The following is a 25,677-nucleotide window of genomic DNA, read 5'->3' on the forward strand; positions in this document are numbered from 1 at the left end:
ACGAGATAAAATATCTCTTGTTTGATTTTGCGAACAAAATCGTTTTACTCACTCGTTGTTCAGTTTTCAAAGATCAATCATTTCCGGCCTTATCAACGCCCGGATTAATAATATATCATACTTCGACGATTCATGCTACTGGTAAATAATACCTCGTAGGTAATCCTTTGAATTTTTGAAGTCCATCTAACTATTACATCACAGCCTATCTTACGGCCGGATACATAATATATCATTTAAATTTGCTGATTACTACAGGTAAATTACACCAATTAATAACCAAGTTATCAAAATCAGTTCTATTACTGTACTGCTTATACTTTCGAATTTGTTTTTCTTCATTAAAGGTACCGTGAATCTTTGACCATATCTACTGCATCCGATAAATGCTTTTCATGAATAGCAGTTAGATATCTTGTGACGACTTTTTGGGCATCATGCTCTTGATCAACAGTAGCGTCGAAAGTAGCCTGGTATTTGGCCGACCGACACACAAACATAAGCCATATCTACTATATGATGCATCCCCTTTCCATTAATACTGAAACGTTCCAATAATTATTTATACACATTTGGGGACGTGAAATAGACTAATTCATTCTCGTTCCTATAAGCATGCTTTTAGGAACGAGAATGAATTGTAATTTTTTATATTATTGAGGTATCGCCAGCAAACACGGTTTTCAACGTTAAGGAGCCTTATATTGAATTTCGTGAATCCGCCTTTAATAATGGATACTAACCCACATCATTTAAGGCAGATTTATTGATCCAATCGGCCTCAGCTGCTAAGTTGGTCCTACTAGACCTAACATAAAATAAAAAAGGCTGCCACGGCAACCTTTTTGTTTCAACTAATGTACCCGTTAGCGTATCAAATTATTTGAAATACCTTTTAATAGCATTCGAATAAAAGATTTTATCCGTAGCTTTTTCATCAAACAAACGCTGAAATCAATTGGTTGTTCGCACATACTCAAAAAGTCTTTTCGCTCTTGAATATTATTCTAAGATATCTGCTCCATCATAAACACTCACTATTCCACTCTATAAGGCTTGTAGAAGGTACGAATTTCTTGGGCTAAAAGCTCTGGCTCTTCCATGGCCGTAAAATGTCCACCACGAGCCATGGTAGTCCAGCGAGTTATATTTAAATTACGTACTGCCCAGTCTTTTGGTGGTAATACTATATCTGCTGGGAATAATGCAACCCCAGTTGGTACTTTTATATAGCCTAATGACGGCAGAGAATGTGAATTTTCGTAATACATCTGCGTTGACGACCCGATTGTGTTAGTAAGCCAATAAACCATGATATGCGTAATGAGTTCATCTTCGCTAAATCTTTGACGGAGGTCACCTCCACAATCACTCCAAGCTCGGAATTTTTCAATAATCCAACCGGCTAAGCCTGCTGGTGAATCAGAAAGTCCATACGCAAGAGTCTGTGGACGTGTCGATTGTATCGACATGTACCCTCCCTCTAGAGAAAGCCATTCTAATGCTCTTTTCTTGTATTGAAGTTCTTCCTCTGAAAGTTTTACCTGCTCATGGGACGTAAGTATATCTCTTATGATACCAATATCTGTTAGGTGAATCCCGAATAAAAGTTCAGGATGATTCGATGCCAGATATCTCGTAACTCCGGAACCTATATCCCCACCTGCTGCAGCAAACTTATCGTATCCTAATTCTTTTGTCATTAATTTAGCCCACATCTCGGAAACCTGATAATTGTTGACACCAGGATGGTCAGGAGAGCTAGAGAACGCAAAACCAGGTAATGAAGGGACAATGACATCGAAAGAATCCTTAGGATCACCTCCATAGCTAGCTGGATCTGTAAGAAGAGGAATAATCTTCTGATATCTAAGGTAACTATCTGGCCATCCGTGGGTTAGAATAATGGGCATGGGATTGGGACCCTTTCCGTACTCATGAACAAAGTGCACATCAATTCCATTGATGTTGCAGCGAAACTGGGAAAAACGGTTTAACTGAGATTCTTGTTCGCGCCAATCATACTGTTCTCGCCAATACGAAACAAGGGATTTTAAATAAGTTAAATCAACACCTCGATCCCAGCCTGAGTTTTCCAATTGATCCGGCCAGCGGATGTGGTGTAATCTTCTTTTCAAATCATCAAGGACTTCATCTGCAATGTGAATATGAAAACGTTCAACGGACATTATATTTCTCCTCCTTTTTTGCGCACATCTTAATGATATCCCTTGAACTGCTGTGGTACTATGCTAAAAATCGGGCATCTTTTTCGCCGTGGAGGACTTTAGTAACCTTCCTTATCCTCAACGTTTTACAATTATCTTAATTACTTCAGCCTTTTGTTATGATTTCCAATTTCTCAACACCATATCACTTTCCGAAGCGCAAGGTTATTTTCCAACTGGTCCGAGAATACAAACAGGTCTTTCGCTGTTTCAACGCGATCCTCTCTTTTTAAGCGTTCCCCATGTAACCGAAAAAGCATATCCGATTTTATTTGAATGGTTTTTAGACTAATGCAAATGGCATCCGATTTTCTGAATCAGCTGTGCCTCTATTTATTTATCGAGATTACTTCGTCACGCTATCTTGCCCGTTAGTAGAACATGGCCGATCCATGCCGGTAGCCGTGTCTTAGTTGTTTATTAAGCTATCGTGTCCGTTAGATCAATTCAAATTTTGCCCCGACCAGACTTACCTGGGCTTATCACTAAGGGAGGCCTGTTTTGGGTTAATGAATGGACAAATCGGAAATAATTCACTCATACCGTCTAAAGGAGGGAACAAATTCATGAATTTTAATGATAATCTATCAGAGCAGAATGCATATTTGAAAGAGCTGAATGCCTTATTTATCCCATTGGACGGAATGGAGAATCTAGACCGCATAGTTAAGGCCATTGGAGAGGCAGATATTGTGCTGCTTGGCGAAGCGAGCCATGGGACATCTGATTTTTACCGAGTTCGGGCCGAGCTTTCGAAGAAGCTAATTGCAAGCAAGGGATTTAACATTATCGGCGTGGAAGGAGACTGGCCCTCTGCTTATCGATTGAACCGGTATGTTAAAGGGATGGAGGGGGCCGATTCTTCGGCAACCGATGCACTGGGTGATTTTACTCGCTGGCCGACCTGGATGTGGGCGAATACGGATATTCGTGATTTCGCGGAGTGGCTGAAGGATTACAATGAGGTGAATCAAGGGGGCGGCAGTGGCTGTCCCAAGGTTGGATTTTATGGCATCGATATGTACTCGTTATGGGAATCGATGGAGGCAATCATCGGTTATTTGGAGGAGACCAAGTCTCCCCAGCTGGAACAGGCCCGCAGGACATATGCCTGTTTTGATCCATATAGCAGGGACCATCAGGCTTATGGCATTGCGGCAGGATTGCTCTCGGAGAGCTGTGAGAAAGAAGTGGTTGAGCTACTGAAGCAGATTCAGAGCCGGCGCATGACGTATCCGGGAAGTGAGGAAGAGCTGAATGCGGAGGTGAACATGCTCGTCACTTCGAGTTCGGAGGCCTATTATCGTACGATGGTCCAGGGAGGCCCGCAGTCCTGGAATATACGGGACAGACATATGGTTGAATCACTGAAGCGAATCATGTCCTATTACGGCGCCTCGGCAAAGGCTATTGTCTGGGAGCATAATACGCATATCGGTGATGCGCGGGCAACGGATATGATGGCTGATGGCATGGTCAATGTGGGTCAGCTGCTGCGGGAGGATCCAGAACATCGTGTGTTTGCTGTTGGCTTCGGGACCTATCAGGGTGAGGTACTGGCCGGAAGAGCTTGGGGAGCTCCGGTTGAGAAAATGACCGTGCCGCCTGGACAGCCAGGAAGCTGGGAGTATTGCATGCACCGGGCGGGAGGCGGCCGGAATGGCGTGGTAATGCTCTCCGATGCATCTTCCATGCTGCATACGGTCATTGGCCACCGTGCCATCGGTGTTGTATATGAGCCTTCTCATGAGCGATTCGGCAATTACGTGCCTTCCAGCATGGCGGATCGTTATGATGCGTTTGTTCATCTCGACCGGACCATCTCCCTTCAGCCACTGCCTATCCTTCAGCCGGTTGCAACGGATGCTTTATTTTCAGAATAACAGCTCGCAAGAACCGTCTGTGGGATGCAGGGTAGCTGGGTATAGTTTACCGTCAGGCTCCGGATTATAATTATAAGACTGGCTCCAATATAAAACAGCGGCAGGCTCAGACTTTGTTTTTATCAGTCTGAGCCTTGGTGAAAAACGTTATCTTCTTTTGATGGAAGGTACGTCAATTCAACTGCTCCCGAATGTAAGGTCTTGGTATAGACGTGCTTAAGGGACATCGTGTTGATGTTATCTGTAAACAAACGCTTTCCACTCCCCCGTATAAACAGAAAGATCATGATCCGAAACTCGTCGACGAGATCATGCTTCATCAGCGTCCTAACTAACTTGCCTCTTCCAAGCACCAAGATGTTTCTTCCAAGTTGCTCTTTAAGGTTCAAAACTTCTTCCTCGAGATCCCCTTGAATGAGGGTTGCGTTCCAATTCATCTGGTGTTCGTTTTCTTTCTTTAAAATGATTCGATCAAAGAATCCAGTTTCAGAAGTGAAAACTTCTCATCACCCCATTATAATACTTTTATTCAAGAGATACCCAATCTATTCACGTATGGTTCCTGTGACAAAACTGTCGGATGCTAGTTGCTAGTTCTTCCGCATGAGTAAGGACAAGCATATGATCAGCTCCTTTGATTTCGGCAAACCTAATCTCAGGTACACGCTTGAAGTACTCGGCGATATTATACATATCCGGCCATTCTATGGTTCCTTGTATAAATAACGTACTCGCTGTAATGTTCTCTAAACGTTCAATCGAAGGCGGCTCTGGCCAAAGGACATCAAAGCTCCTCCACTCGGTAAATACCCTTGTCATGTAGTGAGTATGCATTTCACTCAGAAATCTCCGGTGGGGGCTAGCCATCGTAGCCCGATAGATCGGTCCGGCTAAAGACAACTCTACAAGTTTTGAAATATTGGGAGCGGCCGCATTCACCGATGCTATATAATTGGTAAATTCTTGCGAATATGCAAACCCCGTTAATGAAGGGGCAATCACCACTAGCCGCACAACCATAGAAGGATATGATAACGCAAAATCAGTCGCGACTTGCCCACCGATGGAATGGCCAACAAGTGTGACAAGATCCAGTCCGAGATGTTCGAGAAGTTTGCGCAAATCCTCCACAAGTGAAGTCGGCTCTTGCATAGCAGGCGAGCGGCCGGTTCCTCGACCATCGAAGGTAATGACCTTGAATGATTTTGCCAATTCAGGCACCATATATCTCCATACCCTTGAGTCGACACCTCCCGAGTGAATCATGACTATAGGGACTCCATTCCCTTCGATTTCGTAAAAAAGTTCCACCTTGTTCCCCTCCCCAGCGAGGTAATATTTTCTTGATTAGCATTTTAATCATGACTGAACATACAGTCTATATTAAAAAAGATATCCACATCGAAAAAAAACAATATCTCATTGAATGCCGCGTGATTTGCGGCTTGGAGAGCTACTTTGCGTAAATCAAAAGTTCTTACAAGACTTAAAACACCAAAATCCTTGAGCGGGTAAAACTTACATTGATATGAAGTCACTTTGAATAACTGCCCTTTAGTTGAATAGCGGCGGATATCAAAAGCGAATTCTTCGCTATTACGTGCTAAAAAAATCGGTGATAAAGTTCTCTTTTCTGTAATGTACTCCAGTACTAGTTAATCTATCATTATTTTATATGACAATAACATCAACTTTATAAATGCTTCTTTTGATTTTATGCTTAGTAATTGAGTTGAAGATACATATTTCCTGTCTTGATGATTAATACAAGTAAATCACGTTTACAAAGGACAAAAGACAGACAGAAAATTATAAATTCACTAACAATTTAGGGTAAACGTAACCTAATTGAAACCGCCCATCCAATAACCGGATGGGCGGTTTTTACATACTACTTTCCTGCTCCTTTATCACCTGCTCAACCCCCAACAGAATCAGCTTCAATCCGAACTCAAACGCTCCGTCGGTCCCCATCAGCTCGAACAGCCCGTTCGTGAACATCCTCCGGAATAGTCCCACTTCTGTCTCGCTCATGGAATTCAGAAGGTGAATCATCTCCTCACCCGGAAGCGCTCCCTGGTCCTTGAGGATAGCGGAGACATTACGCTCATGCTGATAATCGTCTAGGACGAAGTAGGAGACATAGTTCACAAGCGTAGTAACCACTTGTATTTTCTGCTCTTGCTCAAGCGGTGTCGACTCCACGCAGAGCAGCATACGGTTGGTGAACCGGATGATGTCCGGTTCGTGGGGCAGCGTCATCATCATGAGCTGCGTGGAGCAGGGGTACCGGTAGAGCACACTCCGCATCGTTACCGCAAGCCCCGTCAGCTGCTCCTTCCAGTCCCCCTCGGAATGAAACTCCTCCAGAATCATTTTCGATACCTGGTTGGCCAAGCGCTGATAGAGATTCTGCTTGCTCTTGAAGTACCAGTACAAAGAGGGAGCCTGAATCCCTAGCCGGTCGGCCAATCGTCTCATACTGAATTTCTCGATACCCTCCTCTCCAAGAAGCTCCCACGAGGCTTCCAAAATCTTATCCTCCGAAATTTGAGGCTGCTTTTTTTTCATCGGTATCCGCCCTTTTATCTAACAGTGTAAGTTTATGCTTTACAGGTTCATAGGTTCATGATATCATCTAACACTGTAAGGCACAACCTAACAGTGTTAGACTAAAGGACAAAATAAATAAAGAAAGTAGTGACTCGCATGGATGCAGAAAACCTCCATTACTTTGAAAAAGCACCGGTCGCAAAAGCCGTAGCTCACTTCGCTGTACCGATGATGCTAGGTACGTCAATGAATGTCATCTATTCCATCTTAAATGCCTATTTCCTTGGTACACTGGGCAATACTGCCATGTTAACCGCACTCGCACTAACCTTGCCGTTATTCGCGATCATTATGGCACTAGGCAACTTGATAGGCATGGGTAGTGGCACATTCATCTCCCGTTTGCTGGGAGAAAAAAAATATGACGATGTGAAGCATGTGTCTTCATTCGCCTTTTACAGCAGTTTAGTTCTCGGTCTTATCGTGATGGCGGTCGGTCTCCCGTTGATCGATCCAATCGTTCATGGCCTCGGGGCAACAACTAGCTCCTTCGGATTCACGAAGGACTATGTCACGATTATGCTTATTGGTTCACCATTCGTCGTATTATTCTTCACGCTGGAGAATATTGTGCGCTCCGAGGGTGCAGCAATCACGTCGATGATCGGTATGATTCTCAGTGTTGTCGTGAATATTATTCTCGACGCGCTAGTCATCTTCGTCTTCCATTGGGGCGTGATCGGCGTTGCGTCTGCTACGGTCATCTCTAACTTGGTTGCGAGTGCATTCTACGCCTTCTATATGGGATATAAGAGCCAATTCTTAACTGTCTCCGTAAAATGGTTTAAAGCTACCGCGGATATTCTGAGCAATGTATTCAAAATCGGAGTTCCCGTCTTTGTTATGAGTATCTTCTTGGGTGCAATGTCGCTCATCTTTAACCATTTTCTTGTCGATTATGGGGATCAGGCCGTAGCGGCTTACGGAATTTCATCACGCCTATTGCAATTTCCTGAGTTTATTCTGATGGGCTTATGCGAGGGAGTTGTGCCATTGATTGCCTTCTCTTTTACAGCAAATAAATTACGCATGAAACATACCATTGGATTTACAATCAAAGCTATTGTGACGTTAGCAATCGTGTTCGGTGTTATCGTCTATCTGATTTCCGACCACTTAATTGGTTTATTTACGAGTGACCCACAATTAATTGAAATGGGTAGCTACATTCTACATGTGACGTTCTTATCCTTATTCATTACAGGAATGACCTCGCTGTTTACGGGTATCTTTCAAGCAACAGCGCAAGGAACCGCCGCGTTTATTATGTCAGTTATTCAAGGAGTTACTCTGATTCCTATGTTGTATATTGCTAATCGAATGAACGGATTCCACGGGGTGGTCTGGTCGCTTGTCATTTCGGATGCCGTCGCGTTCCTTGTTGGTGCCATCATGCTGTATGTTCTGCGGACCAAATTGCAGCCGGATTTGGATAATTTAGTACAGTAGAAAACATATAACATGCAAGAAGGCAGGATAAGGACACTCCCCGACCCTGTCTTCTCGGTGGGCTAGAACTGTATTAACCTAAACTGCCCGTTAGTTTAACCTTCATTTGTTGTGCCTTGTTCCGACTATTCTCTACGAGCTATACGAAACCCTTGATCGGGACCAGAGCCATTCGCATCGAACTTACCTCGGAAAGATATCTCGTTGTTGCTGACGTTGCCGGACATATCGTAAATTCCTAACTCGTTGGGTTTCTGGGTACCGATCGATTTTGTTTTATTATTGTTGCTCTCGATGATAGGCCAGTTCCAGTCTCCAGATAAGTACTTGTCTCCGGCATTTTTCCAATACCATGCGACCTCGTCGGCATTATTGCTTCCGCTGTATGTGTAGCCCTTGCTCGCCTGACCTCTGCCTGCAGCATATTCCCACTCCACTTCTGTAGGCAATCGGTAACTGTTAGCTCCCTCGTTGATCGTTGCTGTCCATTTTATATTATCGTTATCATTCTTATTGTCGCTATTAAAATAAACATTAATAGCTTTCTCATGGATAGATATCCTTTAAGCTGATAGGAAAAATAGTAGGCCGTGATGGCCTGCAACTCGCCTCCAGCAGCGTCGAAGGCCGTTCACCTGGCAGGAAACGGCCTTCAACGCATCCGCACTGACGGATAGACTGGAGGGGAACGGTCATCGGCCTGTCTACAATACTTAGGGCTCGGTGAGTCCTCCATGATCGATTCATTTAAACCCTATCTATCAGACAGCTCTCAAAACCCGCTTATCCCGTGAGACAGTCCCAACCGCGCCTGTTCGTTGAACAGCTTGCAGTTGAGTGGTTACCACACCGTTACGTTAGAGCTCCCGCTACTCTGATACCCCTCTGTCGCCAACACCTGGTAAGACCAGTTACTTCCCAGATTCATTCCTTTGCTCGCCCATGCTTTCACGTGGTTGCTGAAAGTGATTGTGGAGTTGCCCCCGGTCGGTCTCTTCGACTGTCGAACACTCCAGTACTGAATAAACGTCGTTTTTTCGCCTTCAATGGAAGGTGCGTCGTATCGCATTGTTGTGTAGATATCATATGTGCCCCCATCACTGGTCACCGTACCTTTATACGTTCCGGTAGGTCGATAAGTACCCCAGCTATCAACGACGTAATATTCGATGAGTGAGTTTCTCGTCCACCCGTAGAGAGCCAAATATCCATTACCGGACGGCGCCCAGACACCGGCATTGTAGTTGATCGTTCTGTTTGGCGATCCAGTAGTCCAGCCTTTGCCGACAACAAAATTCCCGGTATCCTTCCATGTTACGCTGTAATTACCGCCTGATCCATTAACAGCATTGACCGTCCCACCGCCATCGGTCCAATTTTGCCAATAGTCTGTCGCTGCACTTGAGGTTGTTGCAAACAACCCAAAACTCATGGAAGCTGCAAGAACTACCGTCATCATTTTCTTACTAAAATTAAACATACTCTACCTCCTAAAATTTTTGTGTTTGTCCCTACACTTGCTTGTTGGTTGGTCTCTTTGCAGTATATCACCTATACGTTCCATATTCCGTATTTTTTTACTTTAACCTCCTTTCTGAGTGAAATTATAGAATAATAGCGTTTGCATATAAACCTAGCAAATTAAAGCTTTAACTCTATTATGTTTAGCTTTCTTTGAATTTTATAGAATAATTCCAGTATTACAGCGATGGGAAGCACCACCCGACAGCCTAGTGGCGCCTCATGTACATTTTTGACTCAGCTTATATACTAAAAAAAAATTTATGCAAATAACGCATAAATATCAATATGCATCCATCACATGCAGTAAAATGTGCTTGGGTGATTAATGGGAAATCTCGATTCACGTGAGGACAAACACTTAACTTTTCATAGGAGGTTTGATAAAAAATGATTTTGGAGGATATGTATTATGGGAAATGGCGTCCTAGTGAACAGATAAATTCAACCGACCCTGAATCTCAAAAAGTGAATCAAAAAATTAGTGATCTCATGGAGATGTTGAAAAGCAAATTACCAGCAGCATTCATTCACGGGTACCGGGCGGGGGCATTAACGATGATTGAAGTATTTAGCGAGGACAAAGAAATTGTTGATCCTAATAGATAGATGATGGAGGAGTTATGGTGGTGAGCCCGCTACGCATGCAGATTGTTCTTCCGATCGCTGTTATCCCTAGATTTCTCCTCAGTAGAATATAAACTTAAAGGTAAAATCCAGGGATAGCTGAACGAATGGAGTACTTTAAGAGAATTTCAGACGAATGGAGGGGCTGCCTAGCCTCTTCCTGCGCCCAGCGCATTCATCAAGAACTCATAAATTTCCAGTTCGTTGATTTTATCGCCATCGGTCACTATGTTATGCTGAACTTGCAGTCCGTTCTTGAACACGGTGAACATCCGAGCTGTCCTGTCCGCATCGATTGAAACAGGGATAGCTCCATTCTGCTGTCCGACTTCGATCCACGTTTTGGCTGTGAGGATAGATGCTTCATGATAACGTTTCAGAATGCCAGCCACGGCGGGCTTATCCTGTTGGCTGAGTAGATAAATAAAAATCAGGCTGGCAGCGCTGTCCCCACTACCGATGTTACGAAACCGTTCGGTTAAGGTGTTAAGAGGGGACTTGATTCCTTCTGGTCCTGCGGGAGTCCGGGCGACAGATTCAAAAAAACGCTGATTGGTTTTCTCCATTCCCGCCTCCAGAATCATACCGAACAATTCATCTTTGCTTTTGACATAATGGTAAATGGCTCCTTTAGTCAGTCCGCTGCGATCCGCAATATCCTGTAGTGTCGTCGCCCGACAGCCTTTCTCCATAATCATCTTTTCTGCAATCTCAAGCAGCTTTTTTAGACTGTCGTTCATCGCTTTATCTTGCATAATCTTTTACCTCCCGTTTGTCTGTCTTTTTATTCGTTTAATGAAACCTATATTCCACCAGATCGTCAAACCAATAAGCCCGTAGGTGAAGAACGGCGATACGACCAGAAAGGTCGGTATGGACAGCGAATATACCAGCACTACTTTGATGAAGGCTTCCAGCAGCAGGCTGAGTCCCCACACCGCCGTTATTAGGCGGAAGTTAAAGCGATAGCGCGGAAGTTTCTCCCATTTATCGTTCATCTGAGGATTATGGCCTGTGAATCTTTCGGCAAAATAATAAATTAATGGTCGACCAAAGAGCAGCGAACCTAGAAACACCAACCCCATAATACCGGTCACATAAGACTCCCGTAGCAGAATGAAGCGTTCGTCACCGCCCAAGAGAACGGCCACGACGCCAAGAATCAGACCAAGAAAGATAAAGCCAGAGAACACATCTGCTTTGCGCGTCCTTATAAGATTGTAGAGCGAGTCGCATAGTGGTACAAGAGCAGCGATAGACAGAGCCACCACACTGCTCGTATGCGGAATTAGCAGGCGATAAGCCAAATAAGGCAATACGATATTAATGATTAGCGTAAAGATGATTTCGTTGCGAGATTTATTCATGATCGACTCATCCTCTCATCATTCAAAACCTACCTTCGGTAGGTATCTTTCATTTTACATACCTTCGGTAGGTATGTAAAGATTAAAAATAATAAATCTGTATACGAACCTCAATCTACATATTGCCCAAATGTGGCTACACAGTTCGCATACTCTATAACTACAAAAAGGAGATGGCGTTTGCCATCTCCCTTGCTTTTATTCTTCCCTCATACTTCCTGCTTAAAAACATATTGCCACGGACACACACTCTAACAAGCAACTATATTTTTAATCCCCCACCCGATTCAAAAACACCTTCGTCCGCTCCAGCTGAGGATTGCCAAAAATCTGCTCTGGTGTACCGGATTCTGCAATTTCGCCATTATCCATAAAAATGACACGATCCGCCACATCTCTCGCAAAGTTCATCTCGTGGGTCACGATGACCATCGTCATATGTTCCTCAGCCAGCTTTTTGATAACTCGCAGCACCTCACCCGTCAGTTCGGGATCAAGGGCCGAGGTCGGCTCATCAAACAGTAAAATATCAGGGTTCATCATCATTGCCCGGGCAATCGCCACGCGCTGCTTCTGTCCTCCCGACAGTCGGGATGGATACGCATCTGCTTTATCTGCTAATCCGACTTTAGCCAGCAACTCAGCGCTTTGGCGACGTAGCTCAGCCTTGCTCACCTTCTTCACCAGCTTCGGAGCCAGCTCCAGATTATCCTGCACCGTCAAGTGAGGGAACAGATTAAAATGCTGGAACACCATGCCCATACCGGTAGTAATGCCCTTAATGTCACCTGCCGGAGCGTACTGACCGTTTTCCACCAGTGCTTTATCATGAATGCGGATCGTCCCGCCCGTCACATCTTCCAGGTGTACCAAACTACGGAGCATGGTACTTTTTCCTGAACCTGAAGGACCAATGACGGCTACAACCTCGCCCGCTTTAACGTTAAAGCTCACTCTTTTCAGAACGTCGAGCTTGCCGAACGATTTTTTCAAATCGGTTACTTCTATTGCATTAGTATTCATATCCCGACATTCCTTTTACTCGAATTTAAAACGTTTTTCCAGCGCCCTGAAGAATAGCGTCAGCACCAAAGCTAACAACAAATAAATAACCGCCGCTACAACATAAGGTACAATCGAGAAATCACGGTTTACAGCCGTATTCGCAAAATGTAGCAGTTCCGGTACCGCTACTGCATACAGTAGTGCCGTATCTTTTACCAGTGTTGTCGCTTCATTGGTCACCGCAGGCAAAGCAATCCGTACCATTTGCGGCACAATGACTCTAATCAGCGTCTGCGACTTGCTCAAGCCCAGCACTTGCGAAGCCTCGTATTGCCCTTTATCAATCGACAACATCCCGCCTCTAAAAATTTCTGCAAAATAAGCCGCATAATTCAGTACAAACGCCAGTACCGCAGCCGTTGTCCGGTCCAATACCAGATACTCCCCAATGACAGGCAACATCGGCAGACCAAAACAAAAGAACAATAATTGCAGCAATAGCGGCGTACCGCGTATAACATAAATGTACGTATGCATCAGCCAGGCGATTGGCTTAATCCGGCTTTTGGCCAGCAACGTAACGATAAAACCCAATGGAATAGACAAGATGAGCGTGATGAAAAATAAAATAACCGTCATCTGTGCCCCTTCAAGCATAGGCTTCATAATTCGTAAAATATATTCCATACTCATGACCTTCGACTCCTAAACCCTTAGTTCAATACACTACATATTAATTTAATACTTTATCTTCACCAAACCACTTTTTCGAAATTTCAGCAGCTTTTCCGTTCTTGTGCAGCTCATCCAAAGCAGATTGCAGCTGCGTCAACAGCTCTTCATTTCCTTTTTTCACGCCGATGCCGTATTCCTCAGGGGCCAATGATTCATCAAGCAGCTTATACGTCCCTTGTTCCTTCGACATATAATACTTGGCAACGACCTCATCAATGACAACCGCATCCAGACGTCCGGTTTTCAAGTCCGTCAAAGCCAGAACATTATCCGGGTACTCGGACACAGGCTTCAATTTACTTTTGATCGGATTTGCATCCAATGCATCGGCTGCTGAAGACAGCGTCTGGAGTCCGACCGTTTTGCCCGTCAGATCAGCCAGCTTGGAAAGACTGGAAGTAGCCGGAATGACAATCACCTGACTGTTTTTCAGATATGGCTTTGTGAACAGCACTTTTTCCTTACGCTCATCCGTAATGGTGTATCCATTCCAAATGAGATCAATACGTCCGCTGTTCAGCTCGGATTCTTTGGCAGACCAGTCAATCGGCTGAAATTCCACCTGTTTACCCATTTGTTCCCCGGCCGCTTTCGCATAATCAATGTCAAAACCGGTCAACTCGTTATTTTCATCTCTAAAGCCCATCGGGGCGAATTTATCATCAATTCCAATAATCAATTTACTGTCATCCTTACCACCGGAACATCCGGCCAACACGATCATCATCAATCCAATTAACATCGTAAACATGGCTGCTTTTCTCATCTTATTCCCCTCCAACAATGGTGACCCCCGTATCCAAGAACAGGTGGCAAACGCTTTAGTTCGTTAACACGTTATCAGAGTATCATCATAACATACCGCAGGATACTCGTCGAGAGAAATAAGCGGAATCTTAGCCTTATATAAATGGAAAACCTGTGACGAAAATTTGACCTGTGTTCTATAATGTAAAACCTTACCTTGACATGTCACCTAAACCGTCTTATCATTTCCTAGTATTCTTATATACTTTTATTTATTTTAAAATTTCAACAGCAATAGTATGTAAATCAGCTTGATAGACAGGAGAAATAAAGCCCCATGTACATTTTAAAACGTCTCTTTACGATGTTCATTACGTTGTGGATTATCGTCACTTTAACGTTTATCATCATGCACATCATTCCGGGTGATCCGTTCTCGAACGATTCCAAAACCATTCCGGAAGCGGTATTGCAAAACATGCGTGCCAGATACAATCTGGACAAGCCGCTCGCTGTGCAGTATGTGTTGTATCTCAAAAATCTGCTAGTGCTGGACATGGGCCCGTCTATTCAATCGAAAACGACGGACGTCAATATGCTCATTGCCCGAGGTTTTCCACCTTCTGCATTGCTGGGTATTCAATCCATCGTGGTCGCGATTATTGCCGGTATTTCGCTCGGAACACTGGCTGCTCTACACCATAATCGACCACTGGATTATATCTCGATGTTTATCGCGATTGTTGGTATTTCCGTACCCAGCTTCATATTGGCACCGCTGTTAATCAAGTATGTTGCCGTCCAATGGCATCTGCTTCCAGTCGCCTCATGGGGAACCTGGCAGCATACGGTACTTCCGTCGCTGGCTCTCGCTGTTTCACCGCTTGCTGTTATCGCCCGCTTTATGCGAACGAGTATGCTGGAGGTCATGCATGAGGAGTACATACGCACTGCCAAAGCAAAAGGGTTGTCCTCTTGGGCAGTAGTCCTTCGTCACGGATTACGTAATGCGTTGATTCCGGTGCTTTCCTTTATCGGACCGCTATTCGCTTCCGTTATTACAGGTACCTTTGTCGTTGAAAAAATATTCGCCATTCCCGGCATCGGTAAATACTTCGTAGATAGTATCTTTAACCGGGATTATCCAGTGATTATGGGGACGACCATTTTTTACAGTGCCATTCTGGTCGTCACTTTATTTTTAATTGATATATCCTATCGCCTTGTCGATCCACGAATCAAATTAGTCAGCAAAGGAGATTAACATGAAAGCAGCACCTACTGTCGAAAAGGACAGCCTGTTCAGTCTTGTAGATCGTAGCCAGATCCCCACCCCCACGTTGACCAGACCCAAAGAATCACCCTGGCGAGATCGGCTACGCAGACTTTTTAACAACAAGCTTGCTCTGTTGGGGCTTTCCCTACTAATCATGATTATTGTGCTGGCGATTGTGGGACCTTCCATGGTTCCCTATGCACCCAGTGATCAATCCCTTTTGAAAACGAATCTCTCTCCTTCGAAAGAGCATTGGTTTGGCACGGATGATCTGGGGAGGGACGTATGGGCACGGACATGGGCCGGAGCTAGAATTTCACTCATGATCGGCTTTGCCGCTGCCGCCATTGATTTGGTACTTGGTATTCTCGTCGGCTGTATTGCTGGCTATTGTGCCGGGCACGGCAAAACGGGCGACAGGATCGACAGCATTCTCATGCGTATTATTGAAATTTTGTATAGCATTCCTTATCTGCTGGTCATCATTCTGCTGCTCGTCATTATGAAGCCGGGACTGCTCACGATGATTATTGCATTATCCATTACTGGCTGGGTCGGTATGGCCCGTGTAGTGCGTGGGCAAATCTTACAGCTGAAGCAGCAAGAATATGTGTTAGCAGCCCGTAGCTTGGGGACATCTCATTCGCGTATTATCTTCAGACATTTGCTACCAAACGCAGCGGCAATCATTATCGTAAATTTGACGTTCACTATTCCGTCGGCTATTTTTGCCGAATCATTCCTGAGCTTTCTCGGTCTGGGGATTCAGTCTCCTTCGGCCAGCTGGGGGACGATGGCTAACGATTCACTTGGCGTTATTTTAAGCGGTCAATGGTGGCGCCTATTTTTCCCCGGGCTGATGATATCGCTCACCATGCTGGCGTTCAATACACTTGGAGACGGGCTTCAGGATGCACTTGACCCGCGCTCACAACATTAACAATGTAGAGATCGAAATTGGACAAGGAGGGGTGTCACCATGATCCGCAGCTTCTTGCCTAACCGCAGGAAAAACGGCAATTCCTTTATCGAAGTGCGCACACGCGGCATACCTGCGGGAAAGGAGGATGAATAACCCCCGGTACGGTGTACCTTATTTTTGGCATAACTAATCATAGTAATGGAGGAAAACCACAATGAAAAAAATGCATTGGTTGACGATCATCTTACTTTTGGCCGTAACGGCTTTGGCTGGATGCTCTGGTAATACGGACAAAACAGCAAGCAACGACCCGTCCGCCGCGCCTCAAGCAGATATCCCGCAAGAAATTACTGCCAATCTGGCAGGTGGAGAGCCTTATACGCTAGACCCTGCTTTCGCATCAGATACAACGTCCTACTTTGTGATTGATAACTTGTACGAAGGGCTGTATACATACGATAAGGCCGGTAAAATCGTAGAAGGCGCTGCCAGCAAAGTAGACGTATCTCCTGACGGTAAAACCTACACCTTTACGATCCGTGACGGTGCAAAATGGTCGAATGGTGACCCACTGACAGCTAAGGATTTTGAATACTCCTGGAAACGGGTACTAAATCCGAAAACAGCTGCCTACGATCCTTCTGCCCTCTACTACATCAAAGGTGCCGAAGCTTACAACACAGGCAAAGGTAAAATTGAAGACGTGGGTGTTACAGCCAAAGATGATAAAACTCTGGTAGTTGAGCTGAAATCACCGCTGAGCTTCTTCCCAACGATCGCAGTGGGTCATGCCTATCTGCCAGTAAACCAATCGGTTGTTGAGAAAAATGACAAATGGGCAGCAGAAGCGAGCACAATGGTCGGCAACGGTGCGTATGTAGCCAAGGAATGGAAACATAACGAGCAGATTACGCTGGCGAAAAACGATCAATTCTGGAACAAAGATGCCATTACGATGGCAACGATTAATTTTAAAATGGTTCAAGACTCCACAACTTATTATCAAATGTACAAAACGGGCGATCTGGATCTGATTTTGAGTCTTCCCGTAGATACCCTGGATCAGGAAAAGAGCAACAAGGAATTCCTGTCGCATCCATCTTTCAGTGTGTATACCTATTCTTTTAACGTAAAACAAAAGCCGTTTGACAATAATAAAATCAGACAGGCCATTGCCTACGCGATTGACCGCGAAGCACTGGCTACCAGCGTAACCAAAGGTGGCGAAACTCCGGCTTACGGTTATGTTCCATACGGAACAACAACGCCATCCGGCAAGGACTTCCGTGATGAAGCACCGAAAAAATACTATGAGTTTGACGCTGCGAAAGCGAAACAATTGCTGGCCGAAGGTCTGAAAGAAGAAGGTTTGACCCAGCTGCCACCGATCACCTTTAAATACAACACTTCGGACAAGCATAAAAAAGTAGCTGAAGCGATTCAGGAAATGCTGAAAACGAACCTGGGCGTTGCAGTGACGCTGGAGAATCAGGAATGGAAAACGTACATTGATACCTTTAAACAGAAGAACTTCCAGATCGCTCGTATGGGCTGGGAAGGAAACTTCCTGGATCCACTCGGCGTATTGGGGCATTATACTTCCAAAAATTCGAACAACTTTACCAACTGGAGCAACCCGGAGTATGACAAACTGATTGAATCCTCAACCTTTGAGCTTGATCCGGCAAAACGCTTTGAACAGCTCCACCAGGCAGAAGACGTATTGATGGAAGATCTGCCGATTATTCCGATCCAGTTCTCTGCGGACACCGCATTAATCAGTCCTAAGATTCAAGGTATCGTATTTGATGCTCGTTCGAACCCAGACCTGCGCTTTGCGAAACGGGTCGAAAAATAATGATTTTACGTTTCGGGATCACTGCCCTGATTGTCGGTACTTTAGGATTTCTGTACGCCATCCCCCATCTCTTGTATGGTCGTGAAAACATGGCTACTGCAAATCTGCTATTCCTGTTGGGGTTGCTGGGCTTGGTGATCGGTGCAATCTTCCACGTTCTGCAAAGCGGTTTTCTAACCCTCTTCCTGCGGGGATTTGCCGACATCAGACAGTTGTTCATTCGTCAATCCAAGGCATTACGGGAGGAAAATGAACGTTTACGTTCCGATGAATCTCTGTCAGCCTGGAAAACATCCATGTTCCGCCACCTCAAGGTATATACTTCGGGGTGTGGGGCGGGGCTTATCCTTAGCTCGATGATATTAATGGGGATAAGTTAGTTAGGGCGTATGAAAGCTTTCTTACGGTTGGTGGGCGCTGCGCGTGCAGATTGTTCTTCCGATCGCCACCGCCCTCGGATTTTTATTATTGTACACAACCTATAAAGGTTAAAATCCGAGGACAAAAGCGAACGCTTCGCTTCTTCAGAACAATTCTGCCCGCTCCGCTGGCAACCGCCGTAGAGCTTCTATACGTTTTAGAGGTGTGTAAAGAAAAGAGAGAGTTTCGCAAAGCGTTTGCTAGCGGAACTCTCTCTTTTTGCATTTTTTATATATTAAGCTTTGAGAAGGGCTCATAGTACAACACTTAGTAGCCTTAATAAATCTGCTTTTCCTTCGCTTCCTGTAACCATGATGGGAACTCGTTAAGCAATAGTTCGTACAATTCATTGTCTTCCATAGATTCGATATCTTGAATTTGGAAGAAGTTAGCGTTATCTACCACACGGCCCTCTATATTGTCCAGCTTCTTTAATACGCCAAAATCGGATTCACCCACACCGATAAATTGCCAGAAAATCGGCTCTCCTGACGAATCAATGACTGCGTTGTCGATATTATCTCCTTTTCCACGCTTCACACCGCCATCATTAATAAAAATAACAAAGGCCGGATCAGAAGATGGTTCTTCCTTGGTGTATTTGGCGATAACATCGCGCATCACAGGTGGCTCATCATTACGACCGAACTTGGGCAAATAATCATTGGACAGAATATGTCTTTCAACATAGTTGTCAACGTCATTTTCGATAACGGACGGCAAACGTGAAAAACGGTGATCATACACCCATACGTCCAGTACACCATCATCATCCAAAGAACTCGCTACTGCAACAATACGCTCCAACACTTTTTGAACAGTACCATTTTTGTACAAGCTTCTCATAGATCCTGAAATATCGAGCACCAATCCAACTCTTGCAGTTACATTTGTTAGATTCTTTTTAGTCAGTACTAGTTGCGCATTCTTTTTAAGTAAACAAAAAAACACATAAACAGATAGTTCAATCTGTACATGTGTTTTACTTATTCTCCTTATGTGTCCTAAAAAACCACATTTTAGACTATTTTTAGCCAATATAAGTGAATAACCTTTTTTGACAAAATCTCCAATAATAAATATTGTTGCCGAATAATATATTGTAGCATGACGACTACCTCCTAGAAGCCGTCATCTCTTTGAAAAATGAAGATTAATACACCAGCTATCAATTCTGTACAAAAAAAGAGACGACAGCTATTTAAACCATCGTCTGGGAATGACATATACTTTTAAAAAGGCATGAAAAGGGTACTGCCAGATAACGGTTTTTTTAAACTATCTGCCAGTAAATTTTCTTTAAATAATATTCATAACAGGAATTAATTAACCACATTATACGTTTTTCTATACCTGTTTCTTGTTTAACAGGAACAGTAAAATGTATAGAGGTGATTTATTATGCGTAAAAAAGAAGATAAATATGATTTTAGAGCGTTCGGACTTGCGATAAAAGAAGCTCGTAAAAAACAAGGTTTAACCCGAGAACAGGTGGGCACATTGATAGAAATTGACTCCCGTTATTTAACGAATATTGAGAATAAAGGGCAGCATCCTAGCATACAGGTATTATACGATCTTGTATCGTTATTAAATGTTTCTGTTGATGAGTTTTTCTTGCCTAATAAAAATACAGTTAAAGGTGCAAGACGTAGATGGATAGAAGAACAGATGGATAGCTTTACAGAAAGAGACTTAATATTAATAGAATCTTTAACAGACGGAATTAAGAAATCTAATGAAATGAATAACTAATTTTTTCAATCCATACTATTCTTTTATGACGTAATATCAAAATACCAGTTCTTAATAAAGCGTATAAATAATGCAAGAAAGATTGTAATTGCATACATATAATGCTTAATAGTTAATTGAAATCCACTCCAAGTATTATAAATATATTAGGAGTGAAATTGTATATCAGTATATTCTGAACGATTAACTGAGACATCAAGAATCATGTACCAGTCGAAGCTATCATAATAGAGATGAATCTAATATTTAGCATACTGTAAACTCTTGTTGTCTCAGTTATTTTTATCCTTATTAATCAAAGTTATCTAAACTATTTGCTGTTTCTTCTTATTGGTTATTTAAAGATGGAAGTACATCTTCTATATAAGGTTGTTCTAGTAAGCAAGGTTAGTACATCTATGAATAAAAATCTCTAGTAGTAAGATATTAAGTTGCTTTTAACCTGCCTTCTTTACTCTCCAAAGAACGTCCCCATGCAGATAAAACAACACCACAAAGAATCATAGCGGCACCAATCCAAGTTGTATGAACAAGTCCAATCGAGTCCGTAACTACGCCGCCTAAGTATGAACCTAAAGCTATTCCTGCTTGAAAAGCTGCTATATTAATTGCTGAAGCAACATTTACAGCAGACGGAACAAAGCGTTCGGCTAATATCATGACATAAGATTGCAACCCCGAAATACTCATAAAAGCCAGTAGCCCCATGCATAATACAGTGATTAAGCCAGCCACTTTAAATGGAATGGTAAAGTACATGACAAGTAAAATCACAGATTGCACCAAGAATATATAAAATAATGCTTTAATTTGATTTTGATTGGCTAATTTCCCACCAATGAGATTTCCAATAGCAGTCGCAATTCCGTATATAATTAAGATAATGACGACAGTTTCTGGCATATAGCCTGTAATATCAGTGAGTAATGGTGTTAAATAAGTAAACGCAACAAATGTCCCACCGTATCCCAATATTGAGATTGTAAAGACCAAAATAAGTCTTGGATTTGTAATCAATTGAAATTGAGATTTCATACTCGCTTTTTCACCTTTTGCCATGTTGGATGGTACAAGAATACTGTTTGCTACTAAAGCAATAATCCCTATGACGACGATAAACATGAACGCGGTTCTCCAACCTAATTGAAGTCCAAAAAATGTTCCAAGAGGTACGCCTGTTGCTGTCGCAATGGACAAGCCTGCTAATACAATAGAAATCGCACCTGCCTTACGGTTTGGTGCTACTAAGTCGGCTGCAATTAATGTACCGATGGACATAAACACCCCATGAGAAAATGCTGTGATAATTCGTGCTGTTAATAACATACCAATACTTGTGGATAGTCCTGCAACTAAATTTCCAATAATGAATACAACCATCACCCAAGTGAGTATCGTTTTACGAGACATCCCTGAGGTGATTGAAGTAAGGATTGGTGCACCGACTGTAATTCCGAGAGCATATAGCGAAACAGTTAACCCAGCAGTTGTAATAGGGACATTCAAATCTTCTGATATAAGTGGTAGAAGCCCCACACTAATGAATTCTGTTGTTCCGATGGCAAAAGCGGTAATAGCTAGTGCCAATAACGTAATAAAACTCCCTTTTTTATTTTTTTCTTTCTGTGACATGATATATCTTCCTTTCCATTTTCTATAATTAAATAAATGAAAAATGAATGCTGGGAACTTCCATTTATAGATGTTATTATGATAGAAAGGTTCACCAAAAGGAAGAACGCACTTTAAAGTAATATAGACACTTCAAAGTACTATAGACACTTCAAAGTACTATAGGTACTTTAAAGTACCTATAAAAGGAGATGATTCTATTGCAAGAAAAAAATTACAATATAACCATCGAGACAACATTAGAAGTCATTGGCGGTAAATGGAAATGTGTAATCTTAACCCACCTAGTACGTGGGAAGAAACGAACTAGTGAATTAAAACGGCTTATGCCAAAAATTACTCAGAAAATGCTTACGCAGCAATTACGTGAACTAGAGGATGACGGTATTATTAATCGTATTATCTATAATCAAATTCCTCCCAAAGTAGAATATGAGTTAAGTGAGTACGGCTGGAGCTTAAAGCCAATTTTAGATTCTCTATGTGATTGGGGCGGAAAACATTTAATTAAAGAGTATGGCGATAAAGCTACTGTTCTAGAAAAAGGCATTATTAGTGAAGCAAATTTAAGCCGACTATAAAGGAATGAGAAAAACTTCTATCGCAATACTGTTTATAAAAGGAGCCGATAATATGAGATATATTAACCTCAAATTATCGGCTCTGCGTCTTTGCGTCTGGCTCTTTGATAACTGACACATTTAATTGTCTAATATTGATTAGTGTTTCCTGTTTGCACTTTGGGCAAAATAGTGGGAAGTTTTCAAGTATCGTATCATCGCGAACCCTAATTCGGGTCTTGTTATTACAAACAGGACATAACACCCAATCTACTTTTTGCATTATAGCCTCCGTTAAAAATATAGTATTATTTCCGAATATGACGAATTGTGATTGCTGTTCTATCAATCCACTTTTTCAGCCTTTTTCTTTTATCGCTTTCAAGCCCTATGTTAGACATTTTAGAAATGGTTTCGACAATTTCATCAACAGACATACTATCTGTAAAGATTTTTTGTTCGCATATATCGTTTTCGAAGGCATGTATACATAAATCTATATGTTGTTTGTTTCAACCACTTCATCGGTGCCGAAAGAGTGCGACTGCCAAAATAATTATTTTGATTCATTTCAGGTAGAAAACACATTTTGCCAACCTCTAAATAATCTTTCGTTTTCAGGTTGGTGTTTGGAAAGAGTTTGCGGATGGTTTGTAAGGGCTGTGTACCCCAACCTAACTCCACAACACCTAACAGCTTTTCTTCTGAAAAAATCCCTAAGAAGTATTTATACAACTTAGGGATAATTTTAGAGTAATGATATTGTCGAATAAAACAAATGGCTTCTTCTTTCGATACTTCTTTGATAATAAGCTGCATTTTTTTCATAAGTGATTCCTATTTTTCATTTTCCAGTGGCTCTTTTTTCGGCTTTTGAGGAGGTTTTTGTTGTCCTTTCAATACAACATCGTCAGCCTTTATATACCAGTCTACGTCTGCCCCTCGAAAAGTTGCGGTAGATACGGTATCTGCCACTGGATTAATTAATTCTACTTCTGCGTTATAATCAAAATCCTTTAGTGGAACAGAAGCAGGAATGCTTACTTGTATCATGCGTCCTTGTTCCCTTGATTTTAAATCATAGGTTCGTTCTTTCACTTCTGTTGACACCGTACCATCTTCATTTTGAAGAAAAACTTCTCTTCGTAAGGCGGAAAACTTTAATAATCCAAATGTCAGAGCTTTATCAATAACAATGCCTTGTGCCAATCTCATATTTTTTTCCTCCTATCCTTTTACCATGTCATCAGCATGTAAGATATAATTTGTAAAACCACGATCCCCAATTTTATAGCCTTCTGCGATAATTTTTGCATTAACTAATTTAATTCTATCCTCATGCTCGAAAAATTTTTCGCCAGCTTCGTTAGGGAGAACGACCTCAATATCATCTGCTCGTTGAATATCAGAATACAGATTATAACTGCGAGATAGTGTCGTCATGCGACCATTGATTCGTCGCTGTTCAACCTTTCCTTCTCCTGCATATTCTAAGTTGCCAAATGTTTTTTCCATGTTGGGAATGACATATTTTAATTCCATAATACAGACCTCTTTTCTTGTTTTTAATTTTCCTTATAAATCAATAGAGAAACACAGGTAGCAGAGAGCGGAACGAGAGTAAAACATCTGCTTGAGCAATCACTCCTTATGTGTCTTGAAAACGATAATCGACACGTCCATAAATCACACACCAAAACACAATCATTGTTTCTCCTTTTTTATCACGAATTAATTTCCCATGAAGAAAAAATGGATAGTCTTCAATTTCAATCTCATTTAGTACAAAATGATCGTCAATCCATTCCATTACCTTATCTTCGTATATTTCCTGTTCATTCAATGAAACAAATCTCCTTTCCTTTGTTTTAATGGTGAACACAAAAATAGACACCCCAATTTTGAAGTGTCCATCTATTACATATTCAATTTTCGTAATGGAAGTATCTTTTACTGTTCTTCACTTTTCTAGGATATTTCGTCGTATCAAGACTCATCCAAAAGTAGTAAATTAGTGGTAAAATGGATTAACTAATCTTTGAATAGCATTTGTAAATCCAGTGTTTATGCAGATAATCTGATTTTTATACTTTTTTTTGTTATAGAAATACTGCTCATGTTCCCCACGCTCCTCTATGATGTATACCCTAGCCCGTCTAGTCTACCATCTGCGTCGTTCGTCGCCTCTCAGGGGAAAGTCGCTCAATTCTCCGAGTTGGTCATGTGCAGCTTTATAAATGCGAAGAATAGCTTGTACCTTGTTAAAATCATTGTCTTCCGGGCCGAATCCTTCCATATACATTTTTTGAATGATGTTTTGGAAGAAATCTATACGCTCGCGGACGGAATCCTGCTCGATTTGCAGTACCTCTTCAAAGCTGTGTGTCTCAGCAAAATCAGACAGCTCATCAAATTCCTGTTCCTGATATCGATCTCCCCGAGTTTCGGGGTTGAGATCAATAGAGGTACGCAAGGTTGATAATAAAATATTTTCGCGCGCCAGCATGACATGAAAATCTTTGTTCTTAAACAGATCCGTAACGATCAGACGGCACATTTCCTTGTTCTGCAGCAGAATCCCGTCAAAAGGATGCAGCGTCCACACACCGTAGTTAAAAAATAAATTAAAATTGAAGCTACTGCTTCCATACTGATATACAATGTTAATTTTCGATTCGTCGATGATTTCAAATGAAAATTCCAGCATGCATTCTCCTTTGGGATTCCAATATTTAACTCTATCCTATCAGAAAATGCATGATTTTCAATAAAAAATTTTATTTCACAGAATCATTTAACTCCACAATTGAATCTGCTTTTTCGCTACTGGCAGCTACGAGTAAATAGACAATGACACAGCCCAAAATAAAGGACATCATACGCTCTCTCCTTTTGTCATTCGCTTTTTAAGAGTTTATGCACGAGAATGCTATGTATGTTCATCATGTCCTTTATTAGCTGCTGCCAAACCAAAAAAAGACGCCTTTCGGAGTCATCCCGGCTGGTCAAGACCCCATTTTATAGACACTGAAAAAAGCCCCTAGGCTATAAGCTGCTTCCGATACTCTTTCGGAGGCAG

Annotated in this window: 27 protein-coding genes and 2 pseudogenes; 9 read left to right on the plus strand and 20 right to left on the minus strand. The window is 42.4% G+C overall.

Annotation, left to right across the window (positions count from 1 at the left end; all coding sequences use genetic code 11):
• Nucleotides 1-341: 341 nt before the first annotated feature.
• Nucleotides 342-500 carry a hypothetical protein gene (locus tag NLX78_RS25875; RefSeq protein WP_254351873.1) on the minus strand — a complete coding sequence of 53 codons (159 nt, stop codon included), beginning with the start codon at nucleotides 498-500 and terminating at the stop codon, nucleotides 342-344.
• Nucleotides 501-1,037: 537 nt separating this feature from the next.
• Nucleotides 1,038-2,189, minus strand: a complete 1,152-nt coding sequence (locus NLX78_RS25880) for an epoxide hydrolase family protein (RefSeq protein ID WP_254351874.1) — start codon at nucleotides 2,187-2,189, stop codon at nucleotides 1,038-1,040.
• Nucleotides 2,190-2,794: 605 nt separating this feature from the next.
• Between NLX78_RS25880 and NLX78_RS25885 the strand changes: the two genes are divergently transcribed.
• Nucleotides 2,795-4,111: an erythromycin esterase family protein gene (locus NLX78_RS25885; RefSeq protein ID WP_254351875.1), complete on the plus strand. Its 1,317-nt coding sequence runs from the start codon at nucleotides 2,795-2,797 to the stop codon at nucleotides 4,109-4,111.
• A 122-nt stretch (nucleotides 4,112-4,233) separates the two neighbouring features.
• On the opposite strand, the gene NLX78_RS25890 is transcribed toward NLX78_RS25885, so the two are convergent.
• From NLX78_RS25890 to NLX78_RS25900, 3 genes are all read right to left on the minus strand, one after another.
• A complete protein-coding gene (locus tag NLX78_RS25890; RefSeq protein WP_367988828.1) occupies nucleotides 4,234-4,578 on the minus strand; it encodes a dihydrofolate reductase family protein in 345 nt (114 codons plus the stop codon).
• Nucleotides 4,579-4,660: 82 nt separating this feature from the next.
• On the minus strand, nucleotides 4,661-5,422 hold the full coding sequence (locus NLX78_RS25895) for an alpha/beta fold hydrolase (RefSeq protein WP_254351877.1): 762 nt from the start codon (nucleotides 5,420-5,422) through the stop codon (nucleotides 4,661-4,663).
• Between the two features lie 573 nt (nucleotides 5,423-5,995).
• Nucleotides 5,996-6,682, minus strand: a complete 687-nt coding sequence (locus NLX78_RS25900; protein ID WP_235307428.1) for a TetR/AcrR family transcriptional regulator — start codon at nucleotides 6,680-6,682, stop codon at nucleotides 5,996-5,998.
• Nucleotides 6,683-6,820: 138 nt separating this feature from the next.
• On the opposite strand from NLX78_RS25900, the gene NLX78_RS25905 reads away from it, so the two are divergent.
• Nucleotides 6,821-8,173, plus strand: a complete 1,353-nt coding sequence (locus NLX78_RS25905; protein ID WP_254351878.1) for an MATE family efflux transporter — start codon at nucleotides 6,821-6,823, stop codon at nucleotides 8,171-8,173.
• 125 nt (nucleotides 8,174-8,298) lie between these two features.
• Here the strand turns inward: NLX78_RS25905 and NLX78_RS25910 are convergent.
• Both NLX78_RS25910 and NLX78_RS25915 read right to left on the minus strand, forming a co-directional pair.
• Nucleotides 8,299-8,691: pseudogene (locus NLX78_RS25910) on the minus strand (SUMF1/EgtB/PvdO family nonheme iron enzyme); the annotation flags it as partial.
• Nucleotides 8,692-9,014: 323 nt separating this feature from the next.
• Entirely contained in the window at nucleotides 9,015-9,653 is a 639-nt protein-coding gene (locus NLX78_RS25915; protein ID WP_061831741.1) for a glycoside hydrolase family 11 protein, read from the minus strand.
• 431 nt (nucleotides 9,654-10,084) lie between these two features.
• Here NLX78_RS25915 and NLX78_RS25920 point away from each other — a divergent pair, with 431 nt between their 5' ends.
• Nucleotides 10,085-10,303: a DUF6809 family protein gene (locus NLX78_RS25920; protein WP_254327123.1), complete on the plus strand. Its 219-nt coding sequence runs from the start codon at nucleotides 10,085-10,087 to the stop codon at nucleotides 10,301-10,303.
• A 167-nt stretch (nucleotides 10,304-10,470) separates the two neighbouring features.
• Here NLX78_RS25920 and NLX78_RS25925 read toward each other — a convergent pair whose 3' ends face one another.
• The 5 genes from NLX78_RS25925 to NLX78_RS25945 all read right to left on the minus strand — a co-directional run bounded on the left by NLX78_RS25925 (nucleotide 10,471) and on the right by NLX78_RS25945 (nucleotide 14,194).
• A complete protein-coding gene (locus NLX78_RS25925) occupies nucleotides 10,471-11,076 on the minus strand; it encodes a TetR/AcrR family transcriptional regulator (protein ID WP_254351879.1) in 606 nt (201 codons plus the stop codon).
• A 6-nt stretch (nucleotides 11,077-11,082) separates the two neighbouring features.
• Entirely contained in the window at nucleotides 11,083-11,688 is a 606-nt protein-coding gene (locus NLX78_RS25930; RefSeq protein WP_250267549.1) for a VC0807 family protein, read from the minus strand.
• Nucleotides 11,689-11,958: 270 nt separating this feature from the next.
• Entirely contained in the window at nucleotides 11,959-12,711 is a 753-nt protein-coding gene (locus NLX78_RS25935; RefSeq protein WP_023987213.1) for an amino acid ABC transporter ATP-binding protein, read from the minus strand.
• Between the two features lie 15 nt (nucleotides 12,712-12,726).
• On the minus strand, nucleotides 12,727-13,386 hold the full coding sequence (locus tag NLX78_RS25940; RefSeq protein ID WP_023987212.1) for an amino acid ABC transporter permease: 660 nt from the start codon (nucleotides 13,384-13,386) through the stop codon (nucleotides 12,727-12,729).
• A gap of 40 nt (nucleotides 13,387-13,426) precedes the next feature.
• Nucleotides 13,427-14,194 carry an amino acid ABC transporter substrate-binding protein gene (locus tag NLX78_RS25945; protein ID WP_069291219.1) on the minus strand — a complete coding sequence of 256 codons (768 nt, stop codon included), beginning with the start codon at nucleotides 14,192-14,194 and terminating at the stop codon, nucleotides 13,427-13,429.
• A gap of 318 nt (nucleotides 14,195-14,512) precedes the next feature.
• On the opposite strand from NLX78_RS25945, the gene NLX78_RS25950 reads away from it, so the two are divergent.
• The 4 genes from NLX78_RS25950 (at nucleotide 14,513) to NLX78_RS25965 (ending at nucleotide 18,611) form a co-directional block, all read left to right on the plus strand.
• A complete protein-coding gene (locus NLX78_RS25950; RefSeq protein WP_061831744.1) occupies nucleotides 14,513-15,439 on the plus strand; it encodes an ABC transporter permease in 927 nt (308 codons plus the stop codon).
• A gap of 1 nt (nucleotide 15,440) precedes the next feature.
• Nucleotides 15,441-16,391 (plus strand): ABC transporter permease, encoded by a 951-nt coding sequence (locus tag NLX78_RS25955; protein WP_250259273.1) that lies wholly within the window; start codon nucleotides 15,441-15,443, stop codon nucleotides 16,389-16,391.
• Nucleotides 16,392-16,587: 196 nt separating this feature from the next.
• Entirely contained in the window at nucleotides 16,588-18,231 is a 1,644-nt protein-coding gene (locus NLX78_RS25960; RefSeq protein WP_254351880.1) for a peptide ABC transporter substrate-binding protein, read from the plus strand.
• Entirely contained in the window at nucleotides 18,231-18,611 is a 381-nt protein-coding gene (locus NLX78_RS25965) for a DUF3899 domain-containing protein (RefSeq protein WP_235307422.1), read from the plus strand. The genes NLX78_RS25960 and NLX78_RS25965 overlap by 1 nt, the downstream gene beginning before the upstream one ends.
• Before the next feature lie 316 nt (nucleotides 18,612-18,927).
• On the opposite strand, the gene NLX78_RS25970 is transcribed toward NLX78_RS25965, so the two are convergent.
• Nucleotides 18,928-19,602, minus strand: coding sequence for a vWA domain-containing protein (locus tag NLX78_RS25970; RefSeq protein ID WP_254351882.1), 675 nt, complete (start codon nucleotides 19,600-19,602; stop codon nucleotides 18,928-18,930).
• A gap of 450 nt (nucleotides 19,603-20,052) precedes the next feature.
• Between NLX78_RS25970 and NLX78_RS25975 the strand changes: the two genes are divergently transcribed.
• Nucleotides 20,053-20,406, plus strand: a complete 354-nt coding sequence (locus tag NLX78_RS25975; protein ID WP_254329678.1) for a helix-turn-helix domain-containing protein — start codon at nucleotides 20,053-20,055, stop codon at nucleotides 20,404-20,406.
• 426 nt (nucleotides 20,407-20,832) lie between these two features.
• On the opposite strand, the gene NLX78_RS25980 is transcribed toward NLX78_RS25975, so the two are convergent.
• Nucleotides 20,833-22,038 carry an MFS transporter gene (locus NLX78_RS25980; protein ID WP_254329677.1) on the minus strand — a complete coding sequence of 402 codons (1,206 nt, stop codon included), beginning with the start codon at nucleotides 22,036-22,038 and terminating at the stop codon, nucleotides 20,833-20,835.
• A 200-nt stretch (nucleotides 22,039-22,238) separates the two neighbouring features.
• Between NLX78_RS25980 and NLX78_RS25985 the strand changes: the two genes are divergently transcribed.
• Complete coding sequence (locus tag NLX78_RS25985) at nucleotides 22,239-22,619, plus strand: winged helix-turn-helix transcriptional regulator (protein WP_302057573.1); 381 nt, start codon at nucleotides 22,239-22,241, stop codon at nucleotides 22,617-22,619.
• A gap of 73 nt (nucleotides 22,620-22,692) precedes the next feature.
• On the opposite strand, the gene NLX78_RS25990 is transcribed toward NLX78_RS25985, so the two are convergent.
• From NLX78_RS25990 to NLX78_RS26015, 6 genes and pseudogenes are all read right to left on the minus strand, one after another.
• Nucleotides 22,693-22,881 (minus strand): cysteine-rich KTR domain-containing protein, encoded by a 189-nt coding sequence (locus NLX78_RS25990; protein ID WP_254329675.1) that lies wholly within the window; start codon nucleotides 22,879-22,881, stop codon nucleotides 22,693-22,695.
• 200 nt (nucleotides 22,882-23,081) lie between these two features.
• Nucleotides 23,082-23,426 (minus strand): annotated as a pseudogene (locus tag NLX78_RS25995) (Mom family adenine methylcarbamoylation protein); the annotation flags it as partial.
• A gap of 9 nt (nucleotides 23,427-23,435) precedes the next feature.
• Nucleotides 23,436-23,813 carry a YdcP family protein gene (locus NLX78_RS26000; protein WP_254351881.1) on the minus strand — a complete coding sequence of 126 codons (378 nt, stop codon included), beginning with the start codon at nucleotides 23,811-23,813 and terminating at the stop codon, nucleotides 23,436-23,438.
• A 12-nt stretch (nucleotides 23,814-23,825) separates the two neighbouring features.
• On the minus strand, nucleotides 23,826-24,140 hold the full coding sequence (locus NLX78_RS26005) for a YdcP family protein (protein ID WP_254329673.1): 315 nt from the start codon (nucleotides 24,138-24,140) through the stop codon (nucleotides 23,826-23,828).
• A 106-nt stretch (nucleotides 24,141-24,246) separates the two neighbouring features.
• The gene (locus tag NLX78_RS26010; protein ID WP_254329672.1) at nucleotides 24,247-24,441 is read right to left on the minus strand and encodes a hypothetical protein; all 195 of its coding nucleotides are present in this window, start codon (nucleotides 24,439-24,441) and stop codon (nucleotides 24,247-24,249) included.
• A 318-nt stretch (nucleotides 24,442-24,759) separates the two neighbouring features.
• On the minus strand, nucleotides 24,760-25,305 hold the full coding sequence (locus NLX78_RS26015) for a hypothetical protein (protein WP_061831749.1): 546 nt from the start codon (nucleotides 25,303-25,305) through the stop codon (nucleotides 24,760-24,762).
• Nucleotides 25,306-25,677 lie beyond the last annotated feature (372 nt).

This window comes from Paenibacillus sp. Lou8.1 (assembly GCF_024213565.1).
Lineage (GTDB): Bacteria > Bacillota > Bacilli > Paenibacillales > Paenibacillaceae > Paenibacillus > Paenibacillus polymyxa_B.

Bases quoted from the DNA above. Each gene is read 5' to 3' on its own strand.
- NLX78_RS25925 (WP_254351879.1), bottom strand. From the start codon at position 11,076: ATGCAAGATAAAGCGATGAACGACAGTCTAAAAAAGCTGCTTGAGATT.
- NLX78_RS25960 (WP_254351880.1), top strand. From the start codon at position 16,588: ATGAAAAAAATGCATTGGTTGACGATCATCTTACTTTTGGCCGTAACG.
- NLX78_RS25875 (WP_254351873.1), bottom strand. From the start codon at position 500: ATGTTTGTGTGTCGGTCGGCCAAATACCAGGCTACTTTCGACGCTACT.
- NLX78_RS25940 (WP_023987212.1), bottom strand. From the start codon at position 13,386: ATGAGTATGGAATATATTTTACGAATTATGAAGCCTATGCTTGAAGGG.
- NLX78_RS25965 (WP_235307422.1), top strand. From the start codon at position 18,231: ATGATTTTACGTTTCGGGATCACTGCCCTGATTGTCGGTACTTTAGGA.
- NLX78_RS25980 (WP_254329677.1), bottom strand. From the start codon at position 22,038: ATGTCACAGAAAGAAAAAAATAAAAAAGGGAGTTTTATTACGTTATTG.
- NLX78_RS25885 (WP_254351875.1), top strand. From the start codon at position 2,795: ATGAATTTTAATGATAATCTATCAGAGCAGAATGCATATTTGAAAGAG.
- NLX78_RS25990 (WP_254329675.1), bottom strand. From the start codon at position 22,881: ATGCAAAAAGTAGATTGGGTGTTATGTCCTGTTTGTAATAACAAGACC.
- NLX78_RS25915 (WP_061831741.1), bottom strand. From the start codon at position 9,653: ATGTTTAATTTTAGTAAGAAAATGATGACGGTAGTTCTTGCAGCTTCC.
- NLX78_RS26015 (WP_061831749.1), bottom strand. From the start codon at position 25,305: ATGCTGGAATTTTCATTTGAAATCATCGACGAATCGAAAATTAACATT.
- NLX78_RS25930 (WP_250267549.1), bottom strand. From the start codon at position 11,688: ATGAATAAATCTCGCAACGAAATCATCTTTACGCTAATCATTAATATC.
- NLX78_RS25935 (WP_023987213.1), bottom strand. From the start codon at position 12,711: ATGAATACTAATGCAATAGAAGTAACCGATTTGAAAAAATCGTTCGGC.
- NLX78_RS25920 (WP_254327123.1), top strand. From the start codon at position 10,085: ATGATTTTGGAGGATATGTATTATGGGAAATGGCGTCCTAGTGAACAG.
- NLX78_RS25880 (WP_254351874.1), bottom strand. From the start codon at position 2,189: ATGTCCGTTGAACGTTTTCATATTCACATTGCAGATGAAGTCCTTGAT.
- NLX78_RS25955 (WP_250259273.1), top strand. From the start codon at position 15,441: ATGAAAGCAGCACCTACTGTCGAAAAGGACAGCCTGTTCAGTCTTGTA.
- NLX78_RS25905 (WP_254351878.1), top strand. From the start codon at position 6,821: ATGGATGCAGAAAACCTCCATTACTTTGAAAAAGCACCGGTCGCAAAA.
- NLX78_RS26000 (WP_254351881.1), bottom strand. From the start codon at position 23,813: ATGAGATTGGCACAAGGCATTGTTATTGATAAAGCTCTGACATTTGGA.
- NLX78_RS25945 (WP_069291219.1), bottom strand. From the start codon at position 14,194: ATGAGAAAAGCAGCCATGTTTACGATGTTAATTGGATTGATGATGATC.
- NLX78_RS26005 (WP_254329673.1), bottom strand. From the start codon at position 24,140: ATGGAATTAAAATATGTCATTCCCAACATGGAAAAAACATTTGGCAAC.
- NLX78_RS25900 (WP_235307428.1), bottom strand. From the start codon at position 6,682: ATGAAAAAAAAGCAGCCTCAAATTTCGGAGGATAAGATTTTGGAAGCC.
- NLX78_RS25975 (WP_254329678.1), top strand. From the start codon at position 20,053: ATGCGTAAAAAAGAAGATAAATATGATTTTAGAGCGTTCGGACTTGCG.
- NLX78_RS25950 (WP_061831744.1), top strand. From the start codon at position 14,513: ATGTACATTTTAAAACGTCTCTTTACGATGTTCATTACGTTGTGGATT.